The sequence below is a fragment of the Plantactinospora endophytica genome, assembly GCF_016862915.1.
In the GTDB taxonomy this organism is placed as follows: domain Bacteria; phylum Actinomycetota; class Actinomycetes; order Mycobacteriales; family Micromonosporaceae; genus Plantactinospora; species Plantactinospora endophytica.
In genome coordinates this window covers 56,227-76,736 of record NZ_BONW01000009.1, presented here as the reverse complement: position 1 = coordinate 76,736, position 20,510 = coordinate 56,227, and the positions used below count along the sequence as shown (strand labels likewise).

The 20,510-nt window shown below is 73.3% G+C and carries 17 protein-coding genes and 2 pseudogenes; 5 read left to right on the top strand and 14 right to left on the bottom strand.

Features of this window, described 5'->3' with window-relative positions; genetic code table 11:
• Nucleotides 1-24 precede the first annotated feature (24 nt).
• Complete coding sequence (locus tag Pen02_RS10920) at nt 25-618, bottom strand: response regulator (RefSeq protein ID WP_275413567.1); 594 nt, start codon at nt 616-618, stop codon at nt 25-27.
• Nucleotides 619-867: 249 nt separating this feature from the next.
• Nucleotides 868-1,653, bottom strand: a complete 786-nt coding sequence (locus Pen02_RS10915; protein WP_203865847.1) for a hypothetical protein — start codon at nt 1,651-1,653, stop codon at nt 868-870.
• A 924-nt stretch (nt 1,654-2,577) separates the two neighbouring features.
• Between Pen02_RS10915 and Pen02_RS10910 the strand changes: the two genes are divergently transcribed.
• Nucleotides 2,578-3,768 (top strand): aminotransferase-like domain-containing protein, encoded by a 1,191-nt coding sequence (locus Pen02_RS10910; RefSeq protein ID WP_203865846.1) that lies wholly within the window; start codon nt 2,578-2,580, stop codon nt 3,766-3,768.
• A 31-nt stretch (nt 3,769-3,799) separates the two neighbouring features.
• On the opposite strand, the gene Pen02_RS10905 is transcribed toward Pen02_RS10910, so the two are convergent.
• Nucleotides 3,800-5,380: an asparagine synthetase B family protein gene (locus tag Pen02_RS10905; protein WP_203865845.1), complete on the bottom strand. Its 1,581-nt coding sequence runs from the start codon at nt 5,378-5,380 to the stop codon at nt 3,800-3,802.
• A 5-nt stretch (nt 5,381-5,385) separates the two neighbouring features.
• Entirely contained in the window at nt 5,386-6,351 is a 966-nt protein-coding gene (locus Pen02_RS10900) for a hypothetical protein (protein ID WP_239140460.1), read from the bottom strand.
• A 423-nt stretch (nt 6,352-6,774) separates the two neighbouring features.
• Between Pen02_RS10900 and Pen02_RS10895 the strand changes: the two genes are divergently transcribed.
• Nucleotides 6,775-7,185 (top strand): hypothetical protein, encoded by a 411-nt coding sequence (locus Pen02_RS10895; protein WP_203865844.1) that lies wholly within the window; start codon nt 6,775-6,777, stop codon nt 7,183-7,185.
• A 208-nt stretch (nt 7,186-7,393) separates the two neighbouring features.
• Here the strand turns inward: Pen02_RS10895 and Pen02_RS10890 are convergent, their stop codons facing one another.
• The gene (locus Pen02_RS10890; protein WP_203865843.1) at nt 7,394-7,666 is read right to left on the bottom strand and encodes a hypothetical protein; all 273 of its coding nucleotides are present in this window, start codon (nt 7,664-7,666) and stop codon (nt 7,394-7,396) included.
• Nucleotides 7,667-7,856: 190 nt separating this feature from the next.
• Nucleotides 7,857-8,447: pseudogene (locus tag Pen02_RS10885) on the bottom strand (GGDEF domain-containing protein); the annotation flags it as partial.
• A gap of 469 nt (nt 8,448-8,916) precedes the next feature.
• Here Pen02_RS10885 and Pen02_RS10880 point away from each other — a divergent pair.
• The 3 genes from Pen02_RS10880 (at nt 8,917) to Pen02_RS10870 (ending at nt 11,181) form a co-directional block, all read left to right on the top strand.
• Entirely contained in the window at nt 8,917-9,156 is a 240-nt protein-coding gene (locus tag Pen02_RS10880) for a DUF397 domain-containing protein (protein ID WP_203865842.1), read from the top strand.
• A gap of 313 nt (nt 9,157-9,469) precedes the next feature.
• Nucleotides 9,470-10,327, top strand: coding sequence for a Sco1979 family transcriptional regulator (locus tag Pen02_RS10875; RefSeq protein ID WP_203865893.1), 858 nt, complete (start codon nt 9,470-9,472; stop codon nt 10,325-10,327).
• A gap of 92 nt (nt 10,328-10,419) precedes the next feature.
• The gene (locus Pen02_RS10870; protein ID WP_203865841.1) at nt 10,420-11,181 is read left to right on the top strand and encodes an SDR family NAD(P)-dependent oxidoreductase; all 762 of its coding nucleotides are present in this window, start codon (nt 10,420-10,422) and stop codon (nt 11,179-11,181) included.
• A 56-nt stretch (nt 11,182-11,237) separates the two neighbouring features.
• Here Pen02_RS10870 and hpnH read toward each other — a convergent pair whose 3' ends face one another.
• From hpnH to hpnC, 8 genes and pseudogenes are all read right to left on the bottom strand, one after another.
• Complete coding sequence (hpnH, locus tag Pen02_RS10865; RefSeq protein ID WP_203865840.1) at nt 11,238-12,242, bottom strand: adenosyl-hopene transferase HpnH; 1,005 nt, start codon at nt 12,240-12,242, stop codon at nt 11,238-11,240.
• A 76-nt stretch (nt 12,243-12,318) separates the two neighbouring features.
• On the bottom strand, nt 12,319-13,275 hold the full coding sequence (gene ispH, locus Pen02_RS43205; protein WP_443678478.1) for a 4-hydroxy-3-methylbut-2-enyl diphosphate reductase: 957 nt from the start codon (nt 13,273-13,275) through the stop codon (nt 12,319-12,321).
• A 90-nt stretch (nt 13,276-13,365) separates the two neighbouring features.
• A pseudogene (locus Pen02_RS43200) lies at nt 13,366-13,800 on the bottom strand (phosphorylase family protein); the annotation flags it as partial.
• A 29-nt stretch (nt 13,801-13,829) separates the two neighbouring features.
• Nucleotides 13,830-16,076, bottom strand: a complete 2,247-nt coding sequence (gene shc, locus Pen02_RS10855) for a squalene--hopene cyclase (RefSeq protein WP_203865838.1) — start codon at nt 16,074-16,076, stop codon at nt 13,830-13,832.
• The gene (locus Pen02_RS10850; protein WP_203865837.1) at nt 16,076-17,107 is read right to left on the bottom strand and encodes a polyprenyl synthetase family protein; all 1,032 of its coding nucleotides are present in this window, start codon (nt 17,105-17,107) and stop codon (nt 16,076-16,078) included. The genes shc and Pen02_RS10850 overlap by 1 nt, the downstream gene beginning before the upstream one ends.
• Nucleotides 17,104-18,531 carry a hydroxysqualene dehydroxylase HpnE gene (hpnE, locus tag Pen02_RS10845; RefSeq protein WP_203865836.1) on the bottom strand — a complete coding sequence of 476 codons (1,428 nt, stop codon included), beginning with the start codon at nt 18,529-18,531 and terminating at the stop codon, nt 17,104-17,106. Before hpnE ends, Pen02_RS10850 begins: the two co-directional genes overlap by 4 nt.
• On the bottom strand, nt 18,528-19,406 hold the full coding sequence (hpnD, locus tag Pen02_RS10840) for a presqualene diphosphate synthase HpnD (RefSeq protein WP_203865835.1): 879 nt from the start codon (nt 19,404-19,406) through the stop codon (nt 18,528-18,530). Before hpnD ends, hpnE begins: the two co-directional genes overlap by 4 nt.
• Nucleotides 19,403-20,332 carry a squalene synthase HpnC gene (gene hpnC, locus Pen02_RS10835; protein WP_203865834.1) on the bottom strand — a complete coding sequence of 310 codons (930 nt, stop codon included), beginning with the start codon at nt 20,330-20,332 and terminating at the stop codon, nt 19,403-19,405. The genes hpnD and hpnC overlap by 4 nt, the downstream gene beginning before the upstream one ends.
• Between the last annotated feature and the right edge of the window lie 178 nt (nt 20,333-20,510).

The following is a 20,510-nucleotide window of genomic DNA, read 5'->3' as shown; positions in this document are numbered from 1 at the left end:
TACCCGTCGATCGGCGGAAATCACTCAGATCCAGCCCGCACGCTGGGCCTGCCGGACCGCCTCCAACCGGTTACGCGTCCCCGTCTTGCGCAGGATCACCGAGAGGTGGTTACGCACCGTGCCGTGCGCGAGGAAGAGCCGGCTGGCGATCTCCTTCAGCGGCAGCCCTTCGGCGACCACCCGCAGCACCTCCAGTTCCCGGTTGGTCAGCGGACTCTCCGGCGGGTTCAGCGCGGCGACGGCGACGGCCGGGTCGAACACCCGCTCGCCGAACGCCACCGCCCGGACCAGCCGGGCCAGCTCCGCCGGTGGCAGGTTCTTGTCGACGAAGCCCCGCGCACCGGCCCGGATCGCCCGTTGCAGCGCCTCCGGGGTCAACTGGACACTCAACGCCAGCACCGCACTGCCCGGCGCCTCCGCGCCGAGTTGGGCCAGCACGTCGAGCATGTCGGCGCCCGGAAGGTCCATGTCGACCACGACCACGTCCGGTCGGCGCCGTCGGGCGACCTTCACCAACTCGGCGGGCTCGTGGAGGTCGGCCACCACGTCCAGGTCCTCCTCACTCGACAGCATCGCCCGCAACGCCCCCCGTAACAAACCCATCTCCTCCACGATCACAATGCGGATCACGAGGTCACTCCGATCTCGGTACACAGACTCAGCGACAACCCCGGCATCCGGCGGGTGCCACCCGACCGGAGCGGATCACGAGCACGATTGGGTACGGCACCGTCGGTCGGGCCCGGCACCTCGACGGGTACGGCGACGCCCGGTGCACCGACGGTGGCCTCCACCGGGCGCCCACAGGGCACCGGACAGCCACGGCGGAGTGAAAGAGCGACCGTGGATACGGCCGCCGCCCCGGGATCAGCCAGGCAGGGCCGGTACGCCGGGCCAGCGGCCGGTGGGCTCGACATCGCCGTGCGGAGAGATCGACCGAAATCGCGCGGCCGGCTGCCAGCCGGCCGTGGCCGGCAGTGTGGCGACCGGTCCGCTGCCGGACGGTGGCGGTCCGGCCTGCTGGGTGCCCGGACCGGTGTCGACGGGTGAGTACGGGGTGGACGGGGCCGTGGAGTCGGTGACCCCGGCGATCGCACGTACCGCCCCCGGACGGCGCGTACCCGCCGCACCGTCGGCGTCGCCCACCGGCAACTGCCGCAGCGACGCGGGCGACCCGGGCAGCACGGTGAGAACCGAAGCCGACTCGGTGTCCCCGGCCAGGTCCGGTAACGGCACCGGTGGCTGTGCCTCGACGTGTGCCTGGGCCGGGTCGACCGGTTGGCGGGCCAGCACCCGCGGCGACGGCGAGTCGGGATCACGTCCGGACGGCGCCTCACCGACCAACTCCGGCACGGTCCCGACCACGTCCGGCACGGTTCCCATCACGCTCGGCACGGCCCCGATCAGGTCCGGCACGGACCCGACGACGTCCGGCACGGTCCCCACCACACTCGGCACGATCCTGACCACACTGGGCACGGCCCCAACCACATCGGGCACGACCACCTTCGGCACGACACCGACACCCTGCGGCACGATGCCGACCGCCGACGGCAGCCGGTCGACCGCCGCCGGAATCCCGGTCGGCGCGCTCGGAAGCCCGTCCACCACTGTCGCTGCGCCGGCCTGGACGTCCGGCACGGCTCCGGTCACGGCGGAGACCCCGGCCGCCGGCACGACCGGGGACCCGGTTTCCCGGACCGGGATGGTCGGGTTCCGCACCGTTCGGTGCACGGCATCGGGAATCCGAGCCGGCCGGGAGGCCGAGCCGTCGCGGTCCGCGCGGGAGCCAGGGGTACTCCGCTCCGGGGCGGTCGTCGCCCGGCCACGCTCCGGGCGGCCGGCCGGCCTCGTCTCCTCTGGACGCGATGCCGGACGAACCCGGTCTGGGCGGGACGCCGGACGAGCCCGGTCTGAGCGGGTCTCCGCTTGTGTCGCTTTACGAGGCAACTGAACGTGATCGTCGAGCAGTTCGGACAGCCCTGGCGCGACCGGCGCGGCCACCGAGCCGAGCGGCTGCGGCCAGGCACCGGGGGCGGTCCGGTCACCGGCCAGCGCCGGGCCGTCCAGCAGGGTCAGGAGGAGGTATCCAGCCAGCGCAGCGCCGCTGAGCAGGGCGAGTCGGATCAGCAGTCGGACGGCTCGCGTCGCGGGGGCCGGCGGCACCGGACCCGGCACTCGCCGTACTGCTGACACCACGGCCATGTCGCGAAAGCGCTCCTCGGTTAGGCGGACAGGAACGAAAGCGTAACGCAGTGTCTATCACGTCGCACTCGACGACGGCCCGTCGGCTCGCGGACGAGGCGCAGGGAGTACCGGTTCACTCACGCTCCTCACCCGCCGGCAGGCCGCCGGGCCGAGCCCCGTGCACCCCCGCCACCGGCCGACCGCCCGGGACAGCGCCTCCCGGGCGGTCGGCTCGCCGAGCGTGGAGGAGCCAACCACTGGTACCGGTCGCCGAACCGTCGCCGACGACCGGCCGCCGAGCAGCAGTCGAACCGCCGAACGTGAGTCCCGGCCCGTCCGCGCCCACAGCGGACCCTCCTCGGGTCGGCCGGGGCTGGCTATCGTGGGCGGATGACGGCACCCCGCCCACCCGCGCTGCCCGTCGTGCAGTTCCGGAGCCGGGCCGGGAGCATCGACCTCGGCTGGGGACATCCCCATCCGGCGGCGCTGCCGGTCGACGCCTGGGCCGAGGCGACCCGTGCCGCGCTGCGCCGCTACGGCGACGCCGCGCTGACCTACGGCCACGCGACCGGCCCCGGGCCGCTGATCGAGTGGTTGTGCGAGCGGCTGGGCGAGGTGGACGCCGCCGCACCCGAGCCCGGCCAGGTGTTCGTCACCGCGGGCGCGTCGCACGCGCTGGACCTGGTCTCGTCCGTCCTCTGCCGACCGGGCGACGTCGTACTGGTCGACTCCCCCACCTACCATCTCGCGCTGCGGGTGATCGCCGACCACCGGGTCGACACCGTGCCGGCCCCGGCCGACGAGGACGGGATCGATCCGGCCGCCACCGCCGAACTGATCCGGGCGCTCACCCGACAGGGCCGACGGGTGGCCATGCTCTACCTGGTACCGACGTTCAACAACCCGACCGGGCGGTCGCTGCCGGCCGAGCGCCGGGCCGCCCTGCTGGCAGTGGCCGCGCACACCGGGGTACCGGTGGTGGAGGACGACACCTATCGGGAACTCGCCTATCCGGCTCCGGCACCGGCCTCGCTGTTCAGCGGTGCCGAGCCGGGCACCGTGGTCCGGATCGGGTCGGTCGCCAAGAGTGTCGCGCCCGGACTGCGGCTCGGCTGGCTCACCGCCGCACCGCCGGTCGTCCGGGCGGTGACCGAACGGGGCTATGTGGACAGTGGTGGCGGGGTCAACCATGCCAGCGCGCTCGCCCTGGCCGAGTTCGCGGCGTCCGGGGCGTACCGGCGGCATGTGGAGTCGATCCGGGTCCGATACCGCCGGCAACGCGACGCGCTGGTCGCCGCCGTACGCGCGGAGTTGCCGCAGGCCGGCTTCGTGGTACCCGACGGCGGCTGGTTTCTCTGGCTGCGGCTGCCGGACCCGTACGACGGCACCGAACTGCTGCCGTACGCGGAGGCGGCCGGGGTCGGCTACGTACCGGGCCGGGTGTTCTTCGTCGCCGACGGCGGGCACCGCCACCTGCGGCTGTCGTACTCGATGTTCGATCCGGAGACCCTCGCCGAGGGGGTACGCCGGCTGGCCGGCGCGTACCGGACGGCCGGACTGTCGACGCCGCTGCCGGGCTGACCGACCGTCCCGAAGACCGGTCCGGGACTTCTCAGTTCCGGCGGTCGGAGCCGGTGAGTCGACGCAGGGCCGGGCCGACCTTCCACCTCGCCATCCCGGCGAGGTCGCGGGCGTGTTCGAAGACGTCCGGCGGGGCGGCGCCCCGGGCGACGGCGCGGTCCAGGTCGTGGCCGCAGCGCACCAGCAGGGTGTCGAAGTCCCGGCGTACCGGTTCCAGCAGCTCGTAGCCGAACGCCCGGTACTGGCGGGCGAAGAGTGCCCGGTACGGGCGTACCCCGTCGCCCAGTCCCGACCCGGACGCCATCGGCTGTCTCGGCCGGTCCCGGACGTACTCCGGCAGCAGGTCGGCGTAGGCGTGCCGGAGGATCGACGGCCGCCGCCCGTCCCGCGTCTTCAGGTCGGCCGGCAGCCGCAGCGCCAGCTCGACCAGGGCGGGGTCGAGGAACGGCAGCCGGGCCTCGACCCCGTGCCCGAAGCCGGTCCGGTCCAGCCGTTGCAGCCCGGTACGGCCCAGGTTGCGGATCCGGTGCCGGAAGAGCCGACCGACCGCGTCCGGCCCGACCTGTTCCGCCCCCGGGTGGCGGCCGAACAGGTCGTCGGCACCATCGCCGGTGAGTACGACCCGGACGCCGAGGTCGCGGACCCGCCGGAACAGCGGTACCGAGATCACCGCGTCGATCAGGTCGGCGTACTCGGTCAGCTCGGAGATCCGGATGGCCGCCCGGATGTCGTCGAGCCGGATGTCCCGGGGCTGCGCCTCGATCACCTCGTGGTGCACGCCGAGGTCGGCGGCGAGCCGACGGGCGCACTTGACGTCCTCGCTGTCCGGGGTGCCGATGGTGAACGCCACGCAGTCGTGGTGCGACTGCCGGACGTGCAGCAGGGCGAGGGTGCTGGCCAGGCCACCGGAGAGCAGTACCCCGACGGTGAGGTCGGTGTCGGTCCGGACCCGTACGCTGTCCCGGACCGCCGCGCGGACCAGCTCCGCCGCCTCAGCCGGATCGCGCAGCGGCGGCTGCCCGGCACCGACCCGGGCCAGGTCCAGGTAGGACACCACCTGCGGCCCGGTGGCGGCGTCGCCCCAGCCGTGGTGTCCGGGTGGCAGCTCGGAGATTGCCGCGCCGACCGGCACCAGCGCCTTGACCTCCGAGGCGAGGTGTAGCCGGCGCAGGTGGCGGGACCAGTAGAGCGGTCTCGCCCCGAGCGGGTCGCGGGCCAGGTAGAGCCGTCCGGTGGCGGTGTCGACCAGCGCGAACGCGAACTCGCCGCGCAGCCGGGTGACGGCCTCCGGCCCCCAGGCCAGGAACGCCTCCAACACGACTTCGGTGTCGCTGTCGGTGCGCAGCGGCCGGCCGAGCCGGAGCAGCTCGGTGGCGAGTTCCCGGTGGTTGTAGATCTCGCCGTTGTAGCAGAGCAGCCATCGGCCGTCGGCGGAACACCAGGGCTGTACGGCGCGTTCCCGGTCCACGATCCGCAGCCGCTGGACCCCGGCGAGCAGGTCGGGGCCGAGCCGGGTCTCGGCCAGGTCGCCGCGCGGGGTGAGTTCCGCCAGCATCCGGTGGAAGGTGCGGCGGTCGGCGCCGGGGCCGAGAACGAGGACGATGCCGGACATGCCGCTCAACCTCCCAGTGCGGTCAGGAAATCGCGCCGGAGCCGGGTCGCGGCGCGCGGGCTGACACAGAGGTGCCAGGTCTGACCCTCGTCGATCACGTTGACGTCGCCCCAGCCCTGCCGCTCCCGAAGCAGCGCGGCGAGCATGCCGGGCGCGTCGAACCGGCGGAGCCAGGACATCTCGATGTCCATCGCGTACCCGAGGCAGTGCCCGCTGGGCAGCATCGCGGCGTACCCGAGCGCGCGGAGCCGGTGCTGGTGCTCGAGGCTGCGGGCGAGGCTGGTCACCCGCAGCGGGGAGGTCGGTGCGGGGCGACGCCGGGCGAGGTCCACGGCGAGCTGGTTCAGCAGTGCCACCACCTCGGGCCGGGTACGCGTGGTGCGCGGCCCGACGCCGGCCGGTACGACAGCCGGGCCGGCCGGCGGTGTCCGGTGTGGCCGCACCCGGTGCCGTACCGCGCGGGTCGCACGGCCGAGCAGGTGGCCGGCCGGCCGCCGGTAGCGGAACCGGAGCAGGTCGGTGCGGCGCAGCGACTCGAGGTCGACCAGTTCCGCCGAGCTGTGCAGGGCCGCGTCGGTGGGAAATCCGGGCAGGTGTCCCCACCACATGACGTCGATCCTGGAGAGCAGGTAGATCCGGATCAGTCCGGCCAGGTCGCGGGCGGTGCTGCGGTTGTTCGGCCGGTAGTCGCGGATCTCCCGGACGAGCCGGGTGACGGCTTCGGCGGTGCCGCCGGGCAGGGCGCCGAGCACCGGGGTGAAGTCCGGTCCGGTCAGCCGGTCCGCCAGGGTCCGCTCCAGCCCGGGGAGGTCGTCGCGGCCGGTGCGGCCGACCACCTCGGCCAGCAGTTCCGGCACTGCCGCCCGGTATCCGACCAGTTCGGACAGGGATGCGCCGCTGCGGGGACCGGGGCGCCGCAGGCCAGGCCGGATCGGTGATCCGACGTCCCCGGCGACCTCTTGGCTGGGCATGTCCGGTCTCTCCCAGTGCGGCGTGATCCCCCGAATAACACTGCCAGTTTTGACCGTAACACCCGGTAAACCAGAAAAAAGCCCATTACCTCGGACTTGCCGGGCTCAGCGATGACACGTCCTCGCCTTTCGGTCGGCTCGACCATCAGGGTGCCGGCGACCGGGAACGACATCGGGCTGCCCTTCCCGGGTGGCAGGGCACGCACGGCGAGCCGACCTCGAAGTGGCCGAGCGGCACCGGCTCGCCATTCACGCTCTTCTACACCGTCTACCTCTACGACCGGGGTTCGCCGACTTCTGGACGGGGTACGGGTCCGCGCTGGTCTGGATGGGGGCCGAGCCGGGGTACCCGGTGCGGCGGCCCGGGACGGACTGAGTAGGGGTACTCGGGACTCGGCGGAGCCGATGGTGGAGAGTCGGGGCATGACCGAACGGCAGTTGGCACATCCCCGGCACACTCCCCTCTGGATCGTCGGACTCGCCGCCGGCACCGCGCTCGCGTACTGGGCCTTCCTCGGCTGGGACCAGCAGAAGGAGACCGACCCGGTGACGGGCGCGCAGACCGGTCCGTACTCGGCGTGGCAGGTCGTCGGCCTCGTGGTGGTGCTGGCCCTGCTGGTCTTCGAGACCGGGCGCCGGGGCCGGCCGTGGCTGGCCGGTACCGTCGTGCCGGCGGTGCTCACCGTCGCCTTCTCGGTGGACGCGGCGACGGATCCGGACAGCGACGGACTGTGGGTGATCGGTGCGGCGCTGGTGGCGCTCGGTTCGGTGCTCGGCGCCGGGCTGCTCGCGGGGCTCGGCGCCTACCTGGGCCGGCGCTCGCGCCTCCGCTGAACCGGTCCAGGGTCCGGAGATACTCGACGCGGTGACGTACCTGACCTGAACGCAACGGGTCGCGGCGGTGAGTACCGAGGCCGCTGCGGAGATCCGTACCGGGGACGGCGCCGGCCGGCGTACCCCTCCGGTGGTGGGCCCGGTGGTCCGGGCCCACGTGCGTGCTACGGGTAATACGGTCGTGCTACCGGTAATACAGTGTCGTGCGCTAGCGGAGGAGCCCGACCGGCTCGCCGTCGAGCAGCGGGTCCGGCTCGATCCGCCGGATCATGTACTGCGCGGTGAGGGTGTCCACGCCGGTGCCCCGGGCGCTGTTCGGCCGGTACGTGACCGTCGCCGCGAGCGCCGAGGCGGCCTCGACCACACCTGCCCGCCAGGTGCCGGACCGGTAGACCCAGACCGGGTCGGTGGGCCGGTAACTGGCGGTGGAGTCGATCTCGGCCGGGTCCCGTCGGTGCGGATCCACGTTCGGTACTGGCATGTTGTCACTGCCCTCCTGACTCGGCACCGGGTGTCGTCTCGATCAGTTCACGGGGTACGGCCGGCTCGTCGGGGACCGAGCCGGCCGAACTGCTCAGCAGGCCGCGCTGCGCCTGGGCCGGGACGTACCGCGCGAGCGGTCCGGCGCAGCCGGTGGCGTCGGCGTCGGCCGGGGCGAGCCGGGCCCGTTGGGTCTTCACCCGGTACATCGCGGCGTCGGCGAGGTTGAGCACCTCGGCTAACTGCACCCGGCCGTGCACCGGGGCCAGCCCGATCGAGGCGGTGATCCGGAGATCGCGCTCGGCGACCTGGATCGGCGCGGAGAGCAGCTCCGCGAGCCGTCGGGCGGACTGGTGCAGCCAGCGCCCGTCGGCACGGGTGCCGGCGAGCAGGCCGGCGAACTCGTCACCGCCGAGCCGGGCCACCACGTTGTTTCCCGCGTACGCCGCGAACCGCCAGGCCACCGCGATCAGGACCTGGTCCCCCGTGGCGTGCCCGAAGCGGTCGTTTATCTGCTTGAAGTCGTCGAGGTCCAGGACCACCGCGACGAGCGGCGGCCGGCCGGGATCGGCGACCAGCGCGGCACCGATCTGGTAGAAGGCCCGCCGGTTGAGCAGCCCGGTCAGCGGGTCGTGGGTGGCCGCGTGCCGTTCGGACTGGAGCTCCTCGCGGAGCCGGACCACCTCCGCCTGGGCCATCCGGACCCGGCCCCGCATCTTCCAGGCCGCGCCGAGGCCGGCTACCGCGGCGGCGCCGGCCGCGAGGGTGAAGGGATCCACGATGCCGTGTCCCCTCAGGAGGCCTGGCTCGGGAACGGGTCGTGGGCCGGACCGACGCCGTGTCCGAAGCCCGGTAGCCGAGGGTTTCCGGTTACTGTCAGTGATCGAAGTTCGCGTACGCCAGCACGGGCCGAAACCGAGTCGTTGCGATGCGTTGGCGACCATCTGCCCAGGCAGGCAGGCATACCAGCGATCTTGCCTGGTCCCCGACGCTTCGGTTGCGCTGGCAACGGTTCCCCGCCTCCATCACGAAAAGTGAACAAACGGACACACCCTTACCGCGCTATCATGCTCGCTGTCAGGTGCAGACGCAAGAGCGAATGCACGTGCAGATGGTCATGCAGTGATGACCTGACGCGGTGCCACGCACCGTCACGGCTGAGGACGCGTCCACGGGGAGGAATCAGTACGCAGTCGGGCCTACGCGACGCCCACCGCCCCCAGCCCTCCGGGAACTCCAGAAAGACTGGCGATGATTCAGACGTACAACGGCATGTCCACCGGTGAGTTGCCGGCCCTCGCCTGGCAGAAGAGCCGGCGCAGCAACCCGAGCGGGAACTGCGTCGAGATGGCCCAGTTGCCGGGCGGCGCCGGGATCGCCGTCCGCAACTCCCGGGACCCCGACGGGCCGGCGTTGATTTACACCATGGACGAGATCACCGCCTTCATCCTCGGTGCCCAGGACGGCGACTTCGACAACCTGATCCGCTAGCCGGCGGCGCCACCTCCGGCGTGCGGTACGCCGGCACACCCGTTCGCCACCATCCCGACCCGCTTCCGCGATCCCGGCTCCGACGACGGTCGAGAAAAATAGCGCGTTGGGTCTACCCTCCTCACCGTCAAGCCATGGCATGCTTACCGACGGATTTGGGCCCAGCCCTGGATGGGCTGTGTCGAGCATGTGGAGGCAGCACGTGACGATGGCTCCATCCGGCCATGGTTCCGTCCCGGACGGCGAGGTCGCCGACGGCGCACCCATCGTCGACGACGGGCCGGTCTTTGCGGGTGGAGTCGCCGACCCAGGCATGGCCGGCGGCCCCACGGTGCTGCGAATCCTGCTCGGCAGTCAGTTGCGCCGGTTGCGCGAGGCCAGAGGCGTCAGCCGCGACGACGCGGGCTGGGAGATCAGGTCGTCCGGATCCAAGATCAGCCGGATGGAGCTGGGCCGGGTGGGATTCAAGGAACGCGACGTCGCCGATCTACTGACCCTCTACCAGGTGACCGACGAGACGGAACGGGACGCACTGCTCGCCCTGGCCCGACAGGCCAACAACCCCGGCTGGTGGCACCGGTACGGCGACGTGCTGCCCAACTGGTTCCAGTCCTACCTCGGGCTGGAGGCCGCCGCCGCGCTGATCCGGGCGTACGAGGTGCAGTACATTCCCGGCCTGTTGCAGACCCGGGACTACGCCCGTGCCGTCGTGCTGCTCGCCCACGACGGGGCACCGCCGGACGAGATCGAACGCCGGGTCGAGCTGCGGATGGACCGGCAGAAGGTACTGACCCGGCCCGGCGCACCCCAACTGTGGGCCGTGGTCGACGAGGCGGCGCTACGCCGGCCGATCGGCGGGATCGACGTGATGCGCGGCCAGATCGAGCACCTGATCGAGGCCGGCCGGCTGCCCAACGTCACCGTCCAGGTGATCCCGTTCCGGGCCGGCGGGCACGCCGCCGCCGGGGGTGCGTTCAGCCTGCTCCGCTTCCCCGACCAGGAACTCCCCGACGTCGTCTACATGGAACAGCTCACCAGCGCGCTCTACCTCGACAAGCGCGACGACGTGGACTACTACGCCGCGGCGATGGAACGGCTCTGCGTCGAGGCCGTCTCGCCGACCGACACCCCGGCATTCCTCCGCGCGGCCCTGCACGACCTCCACTCCTGACATCCATTAGGAGCATCCCACCTACCCCGGCAACCTCGCCAGGTTCGGCGCTCCGACCGGCCTGCCGGCGCGGGATGGGCCACACTACCGGTATGAGTTCCCGCCGCCTCGCTGGCGCCGTCGCCCTGGTCACCGGGGCGTCGTCGGGCATCGGCGCGGCCGCCGCCCGCCGGCTGGCCGGCGCCGGGGCACGGGTCTTCCTCAGTGGTCGTGACCCCGACCGGCTCGCCGCCGTCGCCGCCCAGTCCGGCGGTACGGCGATCCCGTGCGACCTCACCGACCCGGACCTGACGACCGAGCTGGCAGGACGGGTACTCGACGTCGCCGGGCGGGTCGACATCCTGGTCAACAACGCCGGTCAGGGCTTCGCCGGTCCGCTCACCGAGATGACCGACGCCCAGATCCAGGCGCTGGTGGCGGCAAACCTGACCGCCCCGATGCTGCTCGCCCGGGCGGTGCTGCCCGGAATGCTGGCCCGGGGCAGCGGCCGGCTCGGCTTCGTCGGCTCCATCGCCGGCCGGCTCGGCGTACGCGAGGAGGCGGTCTACGCGGGTACCAAGGCCGGGCTGAGCGTCTTCGCCGACAGCCTGCGCAAGGAGACCACGGGTCGGGGCATCGTGGTCACCGAACTCGTCCCCGCCGTGGTGGACACCCCGTTCTTCGCCCGCCGTGGCCGGCCGTACCCGCGCCGCCGTCCCCGGCCGGTGCCGGCGGAGCGAGCCGCCGACGCCCTGCTCACCGGCATGCTCGCCGGCCGGCACGAGGTGTGCCTGCCACGCTGGATGGTGCTGCCGATCGCGGTCCGGGCCACCCTGCCGGCCACCTACCGCCGGCTCTCCGACCGGTTCGGCTGACCCGCCGCACCGACCGGCCCGACACCGGGACCACGCCCGGCCCGATCCCGCACCGCTCAGTTGGCCCGGACCGCGCGGATCGACTCGCGCAGCGAGGACATGGTGGCGAGTACCGCTGTCGGCTCGTACCCACAGTGCGCCATGCAGTTGGCGCAGCGGTCATCCCGCCCCCGGCCGTACGCCGACCAGTCGGTGGTCTCGACCAACTCCCGGTACGTCTGCGCGTAGCCGTCGCCGAGCAGATAGCAGGGGCGCTGCCAGCCGAAGAGCGAGTACGACGGGATGGCCCAGGCGGTGCAGGGGAAGTCGACCTTGCCCTCCAGGAAGTCCAGGAAGAGCGGCGAGTGGTTCAGTCGCCACTTCTTCCGACGTCCCTCCCCGAACGCCTTCCGGAACATCGCCCGGGTCTCCGCCACGCCGAGGAAGTGCTCCTGGTCCGGCGCCTTGTCGTAGGCGTACGCCGGGGAGAGCATCATCTGGTCGACGCCCAGGTCGTCGTTGAGGTAGTCGAGCACCTCGATCACCGTCTGCGGGGTGTCGGTGGAGAAGAACGTCGTGTTGCTGGTGACCCGGAAGCCGCGTCGCTTCGCCTCCCGCACCGCCTCGACCGCCTCGTCGAAGACGCCCTCCTTGCAGACCGAGGCGTCGTGCCGCTCCCGCAGCCCGTCGATGTGCACCGCGAAGGAGAAGTAGCGGGACGGGGTGAACTTGTCCAGCTTCTTGCGCAGCAGCGCCGCGTTGGTGCAGAGGAAGACGTACTTGCGGCGCTTGACGAGTTCGTCGACGAGCTGGTCGATCTGCGGATGCATCAGCGGCTCGCCACCGGCGATGGAGACCATCGGCGCCCCGCACTCCTCCATGGCGGCCAGCGCCTGCTCCACCGGCATCCGCCGCTTCAGCACGTCCGCCGGATGCTGGATCTTGCCGCAGCCGGCGCAGGCGAGGTTGCAGGCGAAGAGCGGCTCCAACTCGACCAGCAGCGGGAAGTAGGTACGCCGACGAAGCTTCTGCTCCATCAGGTAACGGCCGACCCGCAGGCTCTGGCGCAGTGGCATCCCCATGGTCAGCACCCCGTTCCGGTCGGCCGGTCGATCGGCGCGCGGCGATCCCGCGCGACACTGCGCGAACTGGTCCCCGTCATGGTGTTCGGATCTCCTTGGGAAGGGTGAAATGCACGTCCTCGGTCCGGGTGGTGTGCTCCCGTACCGCGCCGGCACCGAGCCCGGCCAGCGCCGCCACGGTCTGGTCGACCAGCCGGGGCGGCGCCGAGGCACCGGCGGTCACGCCGATCGTCCGAGCCCCGGCGAGCCAGCGCAGGTCGACCTCCTCGACGTCGTCGACCAGGTACGCCGGGGTGCCCCCGCGCTCGGTGACCTCCACCAGGCGCCGGGAGTTCGAGGAGTTGGCCGAGCCGAGCACCAGTACCACGTCGGCGACGGCGGCCACCTCGCGCAACGCCGCCTGCCGGTTGGTGGTGGCGTAGCAGATGTCGTCCGAGGCCGGTCCGGTCAGGGCGGGAAACCGCCGCCGGAGTACGTCGAGGACGCCGGCCACCTCGTCCACGGCCAGGGTGGTCTGCACCAGGTACGACACCCGGTCCGGGTCGGCGACCTCGATCCGCTCCGCGTCCCGTACCGACTCCACCAGGGCGATCCGGCCGGGCGCCTCGCCGAGGGTGCCCTCGGTCTCCTCGTGCCCGGCGTGCCCGATCAGCAGCACGGTGTTGCCCCGGCCGGCGAACCGGCGGGCCTCGCTGTGCACCTTGGTCACCAGCGGGCAGGTCGCGTCGATCACCGGCAGTCCCCGGTCGGCGGCGGCGGCCCGGACCGCGGGCGCCACCCCGTGCGCGGAGAAGACCGTCGTCGCGCCGTCCGGGATCTCGGTCAACTCGTCGACGAAGACCGCGCCACGGGCCTGTAGGTCGTTGATGACGTGCAGGTTGTGCACGATCTGCTTGCGCACGTAGACCGGTGGGCCGTGCCGGTCCAGCGCCTGCTCCACCGCGCTGATCGCCCGTTCCACCCCGGCGCAGAACGACCGGGGCGACGCCAGCACCACCTGGCGGGCGGTGGTCGCCGCCGCCCACTCCCGCAGGGCCGGACCGAGCTGTGGCAGTACCCGCAGCGCCGCGATCACCCGGCCGAGCGTCGCCGGACGGTACAGCGGATGCGGCGGCACGTCGGCGACCACCCGGACGCAGGCGGCGGGGCGACCGGCGGCACCGGCCAGCAGCGCCGCCGACTCGGTGTCCACCGCGATCGCCCCGGTGGCGGCCAGCCTGGTCCGGTCGGCGCCGTCGACGATCCGCCGGCTGGTCACCACCGGTCCGAGGTGGACGGTCAGGCCGCGTCGGCGCAGTGCCGCCGCGATCATCGGGGCGGCCGGGCAGGGCAGCGGGGCGCCGCCGACCACACCGGCCCGACGTACCTCGGTGGCCACCACCACGTCCCCGGTGCGCAGGCTCGGCACCAGGCCACCGGCGATGCCGGCCACCGCAAGCGCGGCGGTGTCGCGGTAGCCGGCGGCGACCCGGGTGGCCCGGGCCGGTCCCCGACCGGTACGCCGCAGCGGTGCGCCCGGCGGCAGCCCGCGCCGCAGCGCGAGGGCCTCCGCTCGCATCGGTGCGAACAGCACCCAGTTCCCGACGCTCAACTCGACCCTCCCGGGTCACGCGACACCCGACCGGCGTGCTCCGGGTCGCGGGACAGCCCTTCGGTGTGCTCCGACCCACCAACGTGCTCCGGGTCGTGCAGCAAAGCCTCGGCGTTCTCCGACCCACCGGCGTGCGCCTGGTCGTACAGCAGCCCTTCGGCATGCTCCTCCGACCCACCGGCGTGCTCCGGGTCGTGCAGCAGTCGGCCGAGGGCGCTGACCGGGAACACCAGGCGGTAGAGGTGGTAGTTGATGTAGAAGTCGCCGGGAAAGCCGGTACCGGTGAACTGCGGTTCGTCCCAACCCCCGTCCGGGCGCTGGGTACGCACCAGCCAGTCCACCCCGCGCCGGACCGACGCCGTGTCGTCGGAGCGGGCGGCGTGCAGGGCCAGCAGCGCCCACGCCGTCTGCGAGGCGGTGGAGTCGCCCTGCCCGCGCCAGGCCGGATCGCGGTACGAGCGCATGTCCTCGCCCCAGCCGCCGTCGGCGTTCTGCCGCCGGTGCAGCCAGCAGACCGCCCGGATGATCCTCGGGTCGTCCCGGCGTACCCCGGCGGCGACCAGCGCCGGCACGACCGCGCCGGTTCCGTAGACGTGGTTGGCCCCCCAGCGGCCGAACCAGGAACCGTCCGCCTCCTGGTGGCGCAGCAGCCACGCCACGCCCCGGCGGACCGGGATCGAGCCGGCCAGGCCCTCCGCGCAGAGCGCCTCCACCACGTGCGCGGTGACATCGGCGCTGGGCGGGTCGATCACCTCGCCGAAGTCGCAGAACGGCAGGTCCCGGGCGATCGCCCGGGTGTTGTCGGCGTCGAACGCGGCCCACCCGCCGTCGGCGGACTGCATGCCCAGCAGCCAGCCGACGCCACGTTCCATCGCCGGCCGCAGCGCCGGATGCGCGCCGGCCCGGCGCAGCGCCAGCAGTACCTCGGCGGTGTCGTCGGTGTCCGGGTAGAGATCGTTGTCGAACTCGAACGCCCAGCCGCCGGGAGCGAGCCGGGGCCGGCGGACCGACCAGTCGCCGGGGACCCGGATCTCCTCGGCCAGCAGCCAGTCGGCGGCGGTGGTCAGTGCCGGATGGTCGGCCGGTACCCCGGCGTCGGCTAGCGCCACCATCGCCAGTGCGGTGTCCCAGACCGGGGACTGGCACGCCTCCAGCCGGCGTACCGGGCCGTCCGGGGTCTCCTCCCGGACGGTGAACCGCTCCAGCCCGGCCAGCCCGCTGCGCAGCACCGGATGGGAGAGCGGATAACCGAGCAGGTGCAGCGCGATCAGCGAGTACACCCACGGTGGCTGGATGCCGCCCCAGGATCCGTCGGCCTCCTGCCGGGCGATGATCCACTCTGCTGCGCGGCGCAGCGCGTTGCGGCGTACCGGGCCGATCGGGCGGCGCTCGTAGCCGCGTAGCGCCCCGTCGAGGCGGTGCATCCAGCGCGCCTTGCGACCCGGCGTCGCCGACTCCGGCGCCAGTCCGGTACGCAGTTCGCCGAGCGAGAAGCCGAGCGGGCGTACCGGGCGCAGCGCGCGTACCACCGACAGTGGCACGATGGTCTGCCGGGCCCAGCAGGCGAAGTCGTAGACGTTGAGCGGAAACCACGACGGCAGCAGCACCATCTCGGGCGGGATCGCCGGCAGCCGCTGCCACGGCCACTCGCCGAACAGCGCCAGCCAGAGGCGGGTGAAGACCCGGCTCCGCTCGATACCGCCGCCCGCGAGGACGAACTCCCGCGCCCGGCACATGTGCTCGGCCTCCGGCAGGTCGCCGGCCAGCCGCAGTGCCGCGTACGCCTCGATGGTGGTGGAGAGGTCCCCGGGCCCGCCGTGGAAGGTCGCCCAGGCGCCGTCCGCGCCCTGCTTCGACCGGATCCACCGGGCCGTCGGCTCGGTCTCCACCTCGGTACGGATGCCCAGGAACTCCCGCAGCAGCAGGTCCTCGGCCTCCATCGTGACGTTGGTCTCCAGCTCGCCCTGCCACCAGCCGCCCTGCTCCTGTCGGGACAGCAGCAGGTCCCGGGCCCGGCCCAGCGCCGCCTCGGCGGTGTCCGGGGCGTCCTGTCCACCGTCGCCGGTGTTCGTCCCACCGTGTCGGCCGCCCGTCCCACGGTCCCGGGTGCCCGTCCCACCGGCTCGGGTGCCCGTCCCGACCTCCGTGGTGCCGGTGCGGACGCCGCCACGCGGCTCGGTCGGCGCGGCGTCCGCCGTGCCGCCGGCCGGACTTCCACCGCTGGTGGAGACCGTCGAACCCATCAGTGGTCCCGCCCCGTCATGAAGTGTGCGATCGCCACCAGGTCGGCGTGCACGTCGGAGCGTTCGACCGCCACCCCGGGCTCGCCCAACTGGTCCAACTCGGCCAGCGCCTCGGTGAGCAGCCGGTCGGCCTGCTTCTCGGTCCAGTCCCGGGCGCCGGTCTCCTCGATCAGCTCGGCGGCCAGGCCCAGGTCGGCGGCGGAGAGTTCGCCGGGGCGGGCGTACAGCTCGGCGAGCTGCGCGCCGGCCGGACCGCCCGAGGTGAGCGCCCGGACCACCGGTACCGACTTCTTCCGGGCCCGCAGGTCGGACAGCACCGGCTTGCCGGTGACCGCCGGCTCGCCCCAGATGCCGAGCAGGTCGTCGACGAGCTGGAAGGCCAGGCCGAGCCGTTCGCCGTACCGGGCCAGGCCGTCGACCAGCGCCGCCGGGGCGCCGCAGAGCACCGCGCCGAGCGTCGCCGAACAGGACAGCAGCGCCGCCGTCTTGTCCCGGGCCATCCCCAGGCACTCGTCGAGGGAGACGTCCGGGCGGGACTCGAACGCCACGTCGGCCGCCTGCCCGGCGATCAGCCGGCGGATCGCCGTGTGCAGGGTCGCCAGCCCGCCGCGTACGTCCAGTTCGGAGTCCTCGGCCAGCACCTCGTCGGCGAGGCTGAGCAGGGCGTCGCCGGCCAGGATCGCCGGCCCCACGCCGAACGCCGCCCAGGCCGTCGGCCGGTGCCGACGCTCCAGGTCACCGTCGATGACGTCGTCGTGCAGCAGCGAGAAGTTGTGCACCAGTTCCACCGCGACCGCCGCCGGCAGTCCCCGGCGTACCGGCTGACCGGCGGCCTGGGCGGAGAGCAGCGCCAGTGCCGGACGCAGCCCCTTGCCGCCCCGTCCGACGGGCTCGCCGTCGGCGTCCCAGTAGCCCAACTGGTAGCCGGCGACCAGTCGGGTACGCCCGTCGATCCGATCCAGCGCCGCCCGGATCTCGGGCTGGACGAGTTCGTCCACCTGGGCGAGAACGCTGGGCAGCATCACCGTCATGTCGTCTCCTCGCTGCGCTCGTCGTCACCACGACGTGGACGACCGAGCCGCTCGATGCCCACGCTGCGCTCGGTCCTGCCGGTGCCTCCGTCGGCCGGCGCCGCCGACCCGAGGTGGGCGAGTACCACGTCGGCGGCCCGGTGGCCGCTGCGTACCGCGCCCTCCATCGTGTCCGGCCAGCCGGTGTCGGTCCACGCGCCGGCCAGGGCCAGTCCGGGCGAGCGGGTCCGGGCCGGCGGGCGGGCGCTGCGGGTACCCGGCCCCTGCCGAAACGTCGCCCGTGGTTCGCGGGTCACGAACGCGTCCCGGACCCGGGCCTGCCGGGCCGCCGGGAAGAGTTCGCCCAGCGCGCCGAGGTAGGTCCGGACCAGCTCGCTCGCCCGGATGCCCAACACCTGCTCGGCGGCGGAGATGGAGACCACCAGGTACTGGCCGGAGCCGCCGGCCGGAGTCCGGTCGAAGACCCACTGCACCGGCGTGTCCAGCCCGGCGGCGAACTCCAACTCGGTGACCCGCTGCTGGTAGTGCACGTGCACGTTGACGATCGGCGCGGCACCCAGCCGGGCCCAGCGCGCCCGGTCCGGAGCGGCCTCGGCCGGCACCAGCCTGGCCGCCTGCGGATGCGGCACCGCTAGTACCACCGCGTCGGCCGTCAACTCGACACCGTCGCCGGAAACCTGGTATCGCCCCTGGTCGGTACGGATCTGCTGGACGCGTACCCCGGTGCGGACCGTCGCCCCACGCTGCCGCAGCAGTACGGCGGCCGGCGCACCGTGCAGTTCGGCCAGTGGTGCGGTCGGCCGGCCGAGGTCGGCGGCGTCGGCCCGGTCGAGCAGCCCGGTCCGGAAGACCCGGGCGGCCAGCGCCAGCGAGGCCCGTTCCGGCGGGGCGTTCAGCGCGGCGGTGCAGATCAGTTCCCAGAGCCGGGTCACGGTCGGCTCGTCCTGCCCGTGCGCGGCGAGCCAGGCGCCGAAGCTGACCCGGTCGGCGGCCGGGTCGTCCGGCTCGACCCGGCGCAGCGCCGCGGCGGCCCGGACCGCCGCCAGCCGTTGCCCGACCCGCAGCGGGCGGTAGTTCAGCAGCGCCGGCAGCAGGTGGGCCGGGGCCGGCAGCCGGCGGTTGCGGGCCAGCACGTGCGGCGGTCCGCCGACCCGGACGATCGGCACCGAGAACCCGTTCTGCACGGCGGCCCGGTCGGTGCTGCCGAGCCGGGCGAGCAGGTCGCGGTATTCCTGGTAGCAGCGGAGGAAGACGTGCTGCCCGGTGTCCACGGTGAGGTCGCCGCGCCGGAACGAGTAGGTGGCCCCGCCGAGTGCCGGACGGGCCTCCAGCAGGGTCACCCGGTGTCCGGCGTCGAGCAGCCGCACCGCCGAGGCGATGCCGGCCAACCCACCGCCGACCACGCAGACACCTCCGTCGGTCACGGTGCGCTCCGGGTCATCGCCCGCGCCGCGACGTACGCCTTCTCCCAGCCGGGCAACGAGACCCGGTGCCGGGTCACCGCCAACGGGTCGGCGACCATCCGGGACAGCAGCCGGTGGTAGATACCGGCCATCGCGGCGACGCAGGCGGCGCTGCGCCGGTCGAGCAGCGGCAGCAGCCGCAGCCCGGTCTGGTAGTAACGCTCGGCCCGGTGCGCCTGCCAGCGCACCAGCGCGGCCAGCCGGTCCGGTGCGTCGGTGAGCCCGCCGTCCGGGCCGAGGTCCAGGGTGCAGCCGAACCGTTCCAGGTCCCGGCGGGGCAGGTAGATCCGGCCGGCGGCCCGGTCCTCCACGACGTCCCGCAGGATGTTGGTCAGTTGCAGCGCGATGCCGAGGGTGTCGGCGAGTTCGGCCGCCGCCGCCCGATCCACCGACGGCCGGAGCGCGAAGACGCCGAGCGAGAGCCGCCCGATCGACCCGGCCACGCAGCGGCAGTAGCCGACCAGTTCCTCGAAGGTCTCGTACCGGGCACCCCGGACGTCCGCCACGCAGCCGTCGACCAGCTCGTCGAAGGCGTCCATCGGGATCGGCAGCCGGGCGGCGGCGTCGGCGAGTGCGACCAGCACCGGATCGTCGCCCGCCGCCGGCAGCCGGTGCAGCGCCGCCCGGATCTGGTCGAGCCGGGCCAGCTTGGTCGCGGCGGGCAGGTCGCCGTCGCCGATGTCGTCGATGCGCCGGGCGACGGCGTACACCGCGCAGAGGGCGGCGCGCCGGTCGGGGCGGAGCAGGCGGATGCCGTACGAGAAGTTGCGGGCCTGGCTGCGGGTCACCCGGGCACATTCGCGGTAGGCGCGTTCCAGCCCCGCGTCGGCGGTCATCCCCGCGCTCCGCTCGGGTGCGGGGCGGCCCGGGACGTCCGGTACGACCTGACCCAGGCGGCGGCGATCCCGGCCCGGGTCGGCTTGGGCGGTCCGGGCAGCGGGTCGTATCCGGCCCGGGCCAGTGCGGTGAGCGCCGCCCGGCCACCGGCGACGTAGCCACCGACGGCGATCCTGGCCCAGCCGCGCAGGTCGCCGAGCAGGGGTGCACCGGCGTCGAGCAGGTCGGCCGCCCGCTGCGCCTGGCGCCGGACAACCGTACGCAGCCGCTCGCCGGCCCGGGGCGCGTCGAGGTCCTCTTCGGGTACCCCGGCCGCGGCGAGGTCCTCGGTCGGCAGGTAGATCCGACCCCGGCGCCGGTCCTCGGCGACGTCCTGGAGGTGCTCGACGACCTGCAACGCCGTACAGATCCGGTCGGAGAGCCGGATCCGGTCCGGCGACGCGGCGCCGAAGACGTGCAGCACCAGTTCGCCGACGGGATCGGCGGAGAGGTGGCAGTAGTCGACCAGGGCACCGAAGGTCGGATAGCGCGACACCGTCTGGTCGCGCCGGTTCGCCTCGATCAGCCGGAGCAGCGGGTCGATCGGCAACCGGCAGTCGACCACGGTGGGTGCCAGCTTGACCAGCACCGGGTGCCGGGGCAGCCGGCCGTGGTAGAGCGCGCGCACCTCCGCGTCGAACCGGTCCAGCGCGGCGAGCCGGACGGCCGGCGTCTCGTTCCGGCCGCTCCGGTCCGGCTCGTCGCCGAGGTCGTCGACGTGCCGGGCGTACCAGTAGAGGGCGAGCAGGTGCCGGCGGATCCGGGACGGCAGGACACGCAGCGCGACCGGAAAGTTCTCGCCGGCCAGTACGGTGTCCGGCTGCCGGCGCCCACCCGGCCGATCCGTTGACGGATGGTCGGGAGCGTCGTCGGTCAGATCAAGCACGCTGCCGCCTCTCGCGACGTCCAGCCGGCTCAGCGGAGCCGAGCCAGACCGCCGCGCCGGATTGGAAGTAACCCATCGCTCGCGCTAAGTAATCTTCACCGAGCGTACCCAACTTCCCACGCTCGGCGGTGCGGCCTGCCGAATTCCTCTCGGCGTGTTCGATCAGCCGTCGCGCCGT

What these genes read in the sequence shown, in the direction of transcription:
- Pen02_RS10910 (WP_203865846.1), top strand. Translation starts at nt 2,578, where the DNA reads ATGACGGCACCCCGCCCACCCGCGCTGCCCGTCGTGCAGTTCCGGAGC.
- Pen02_RS10905 (WP_203865845.1), bottom strand. Translation starts at nt 5,380, where the DNA reads ATGTCCGGCATCGTCCTCGTTCTCGGCCCCGGCGCCGACCGCCGCACC.
- Pen02_RS10900 (WP_239140460.1), bottom strand. Translation starts at nt 6,351, where the DNA reads ATGCCCAGCCAAGAGGTCGCCGGGGACGTCGGATCACCGATCCGGCCT.
- Pen02_RS10895 (WP_203865844.1), top strand. Translation starts at nt 6,775, where the DNA reads ATGACCGAACGGCAGTTGGCACATCCCCGGCACACTCCCCTCTGGATC.
- Pen02_RS10890 (WP_203865843.1), bottom strand. Translation starts at nt 7,666, where the DNA reads ATGCCAGTACCGAACGTGGATCCGCACCGACGGGACCCGGCCGAGATC.
- Pen02_RS10880 (WP_203865842.1), top strand. Translation starts at nt 8,917, where the DNA reads ATGATTCAGACGTACAACGGCATGTCCACCGGTGAGTTGCCGGCCCTC.
- Pen02_RS10875 (WP_203865893.1), top strand. Translation starts at nt 9,470, where the DNA reads ATGGCCGGCGGCCCCACGGTGCTGCGAATCCTGCTCGGCAGTCAGTTG.
- Pen02_RS10870 (WP_203865841.1), top strand. Translation starts at nt 10,420, where the DNA reads ATGAGTTCCCGCCGCCTCGCTGGCGCCGTCGCCCTGGTCACCGGGGCG.
- hpnH (WP_203865840.1), bottom strand. Translation starts at nt 12,242, where the DNA reads ATGGGGATGCCACTGCGCCAGAGCCTGCGGGTCGGCCGTTACCTGATG.
- shc (WP_203865838.1), bottom strand. Translation starts at nt 16,076, where the DNA reads ATGGGTTCGACGGTCTCCACCAGCGGTGGAAGTCCGGCCGGCGGCACG.
- Pen02_RS10850 (WP_203865837.1), bottom strand. Translation starts at nt 17,107, where the DNA reads ATGACGGTGATGCTGCCCAGCGTTCTCGCCCAGGTGGACGAACTCGTC.
- hpnD (WP_203865835.1), bottom strand. Translation starts at nt 19,406, where the DNA reads ATGACCGCCGACGCGGGGCTGGAACGCGCCTACCGCGAATGTGCCCGG.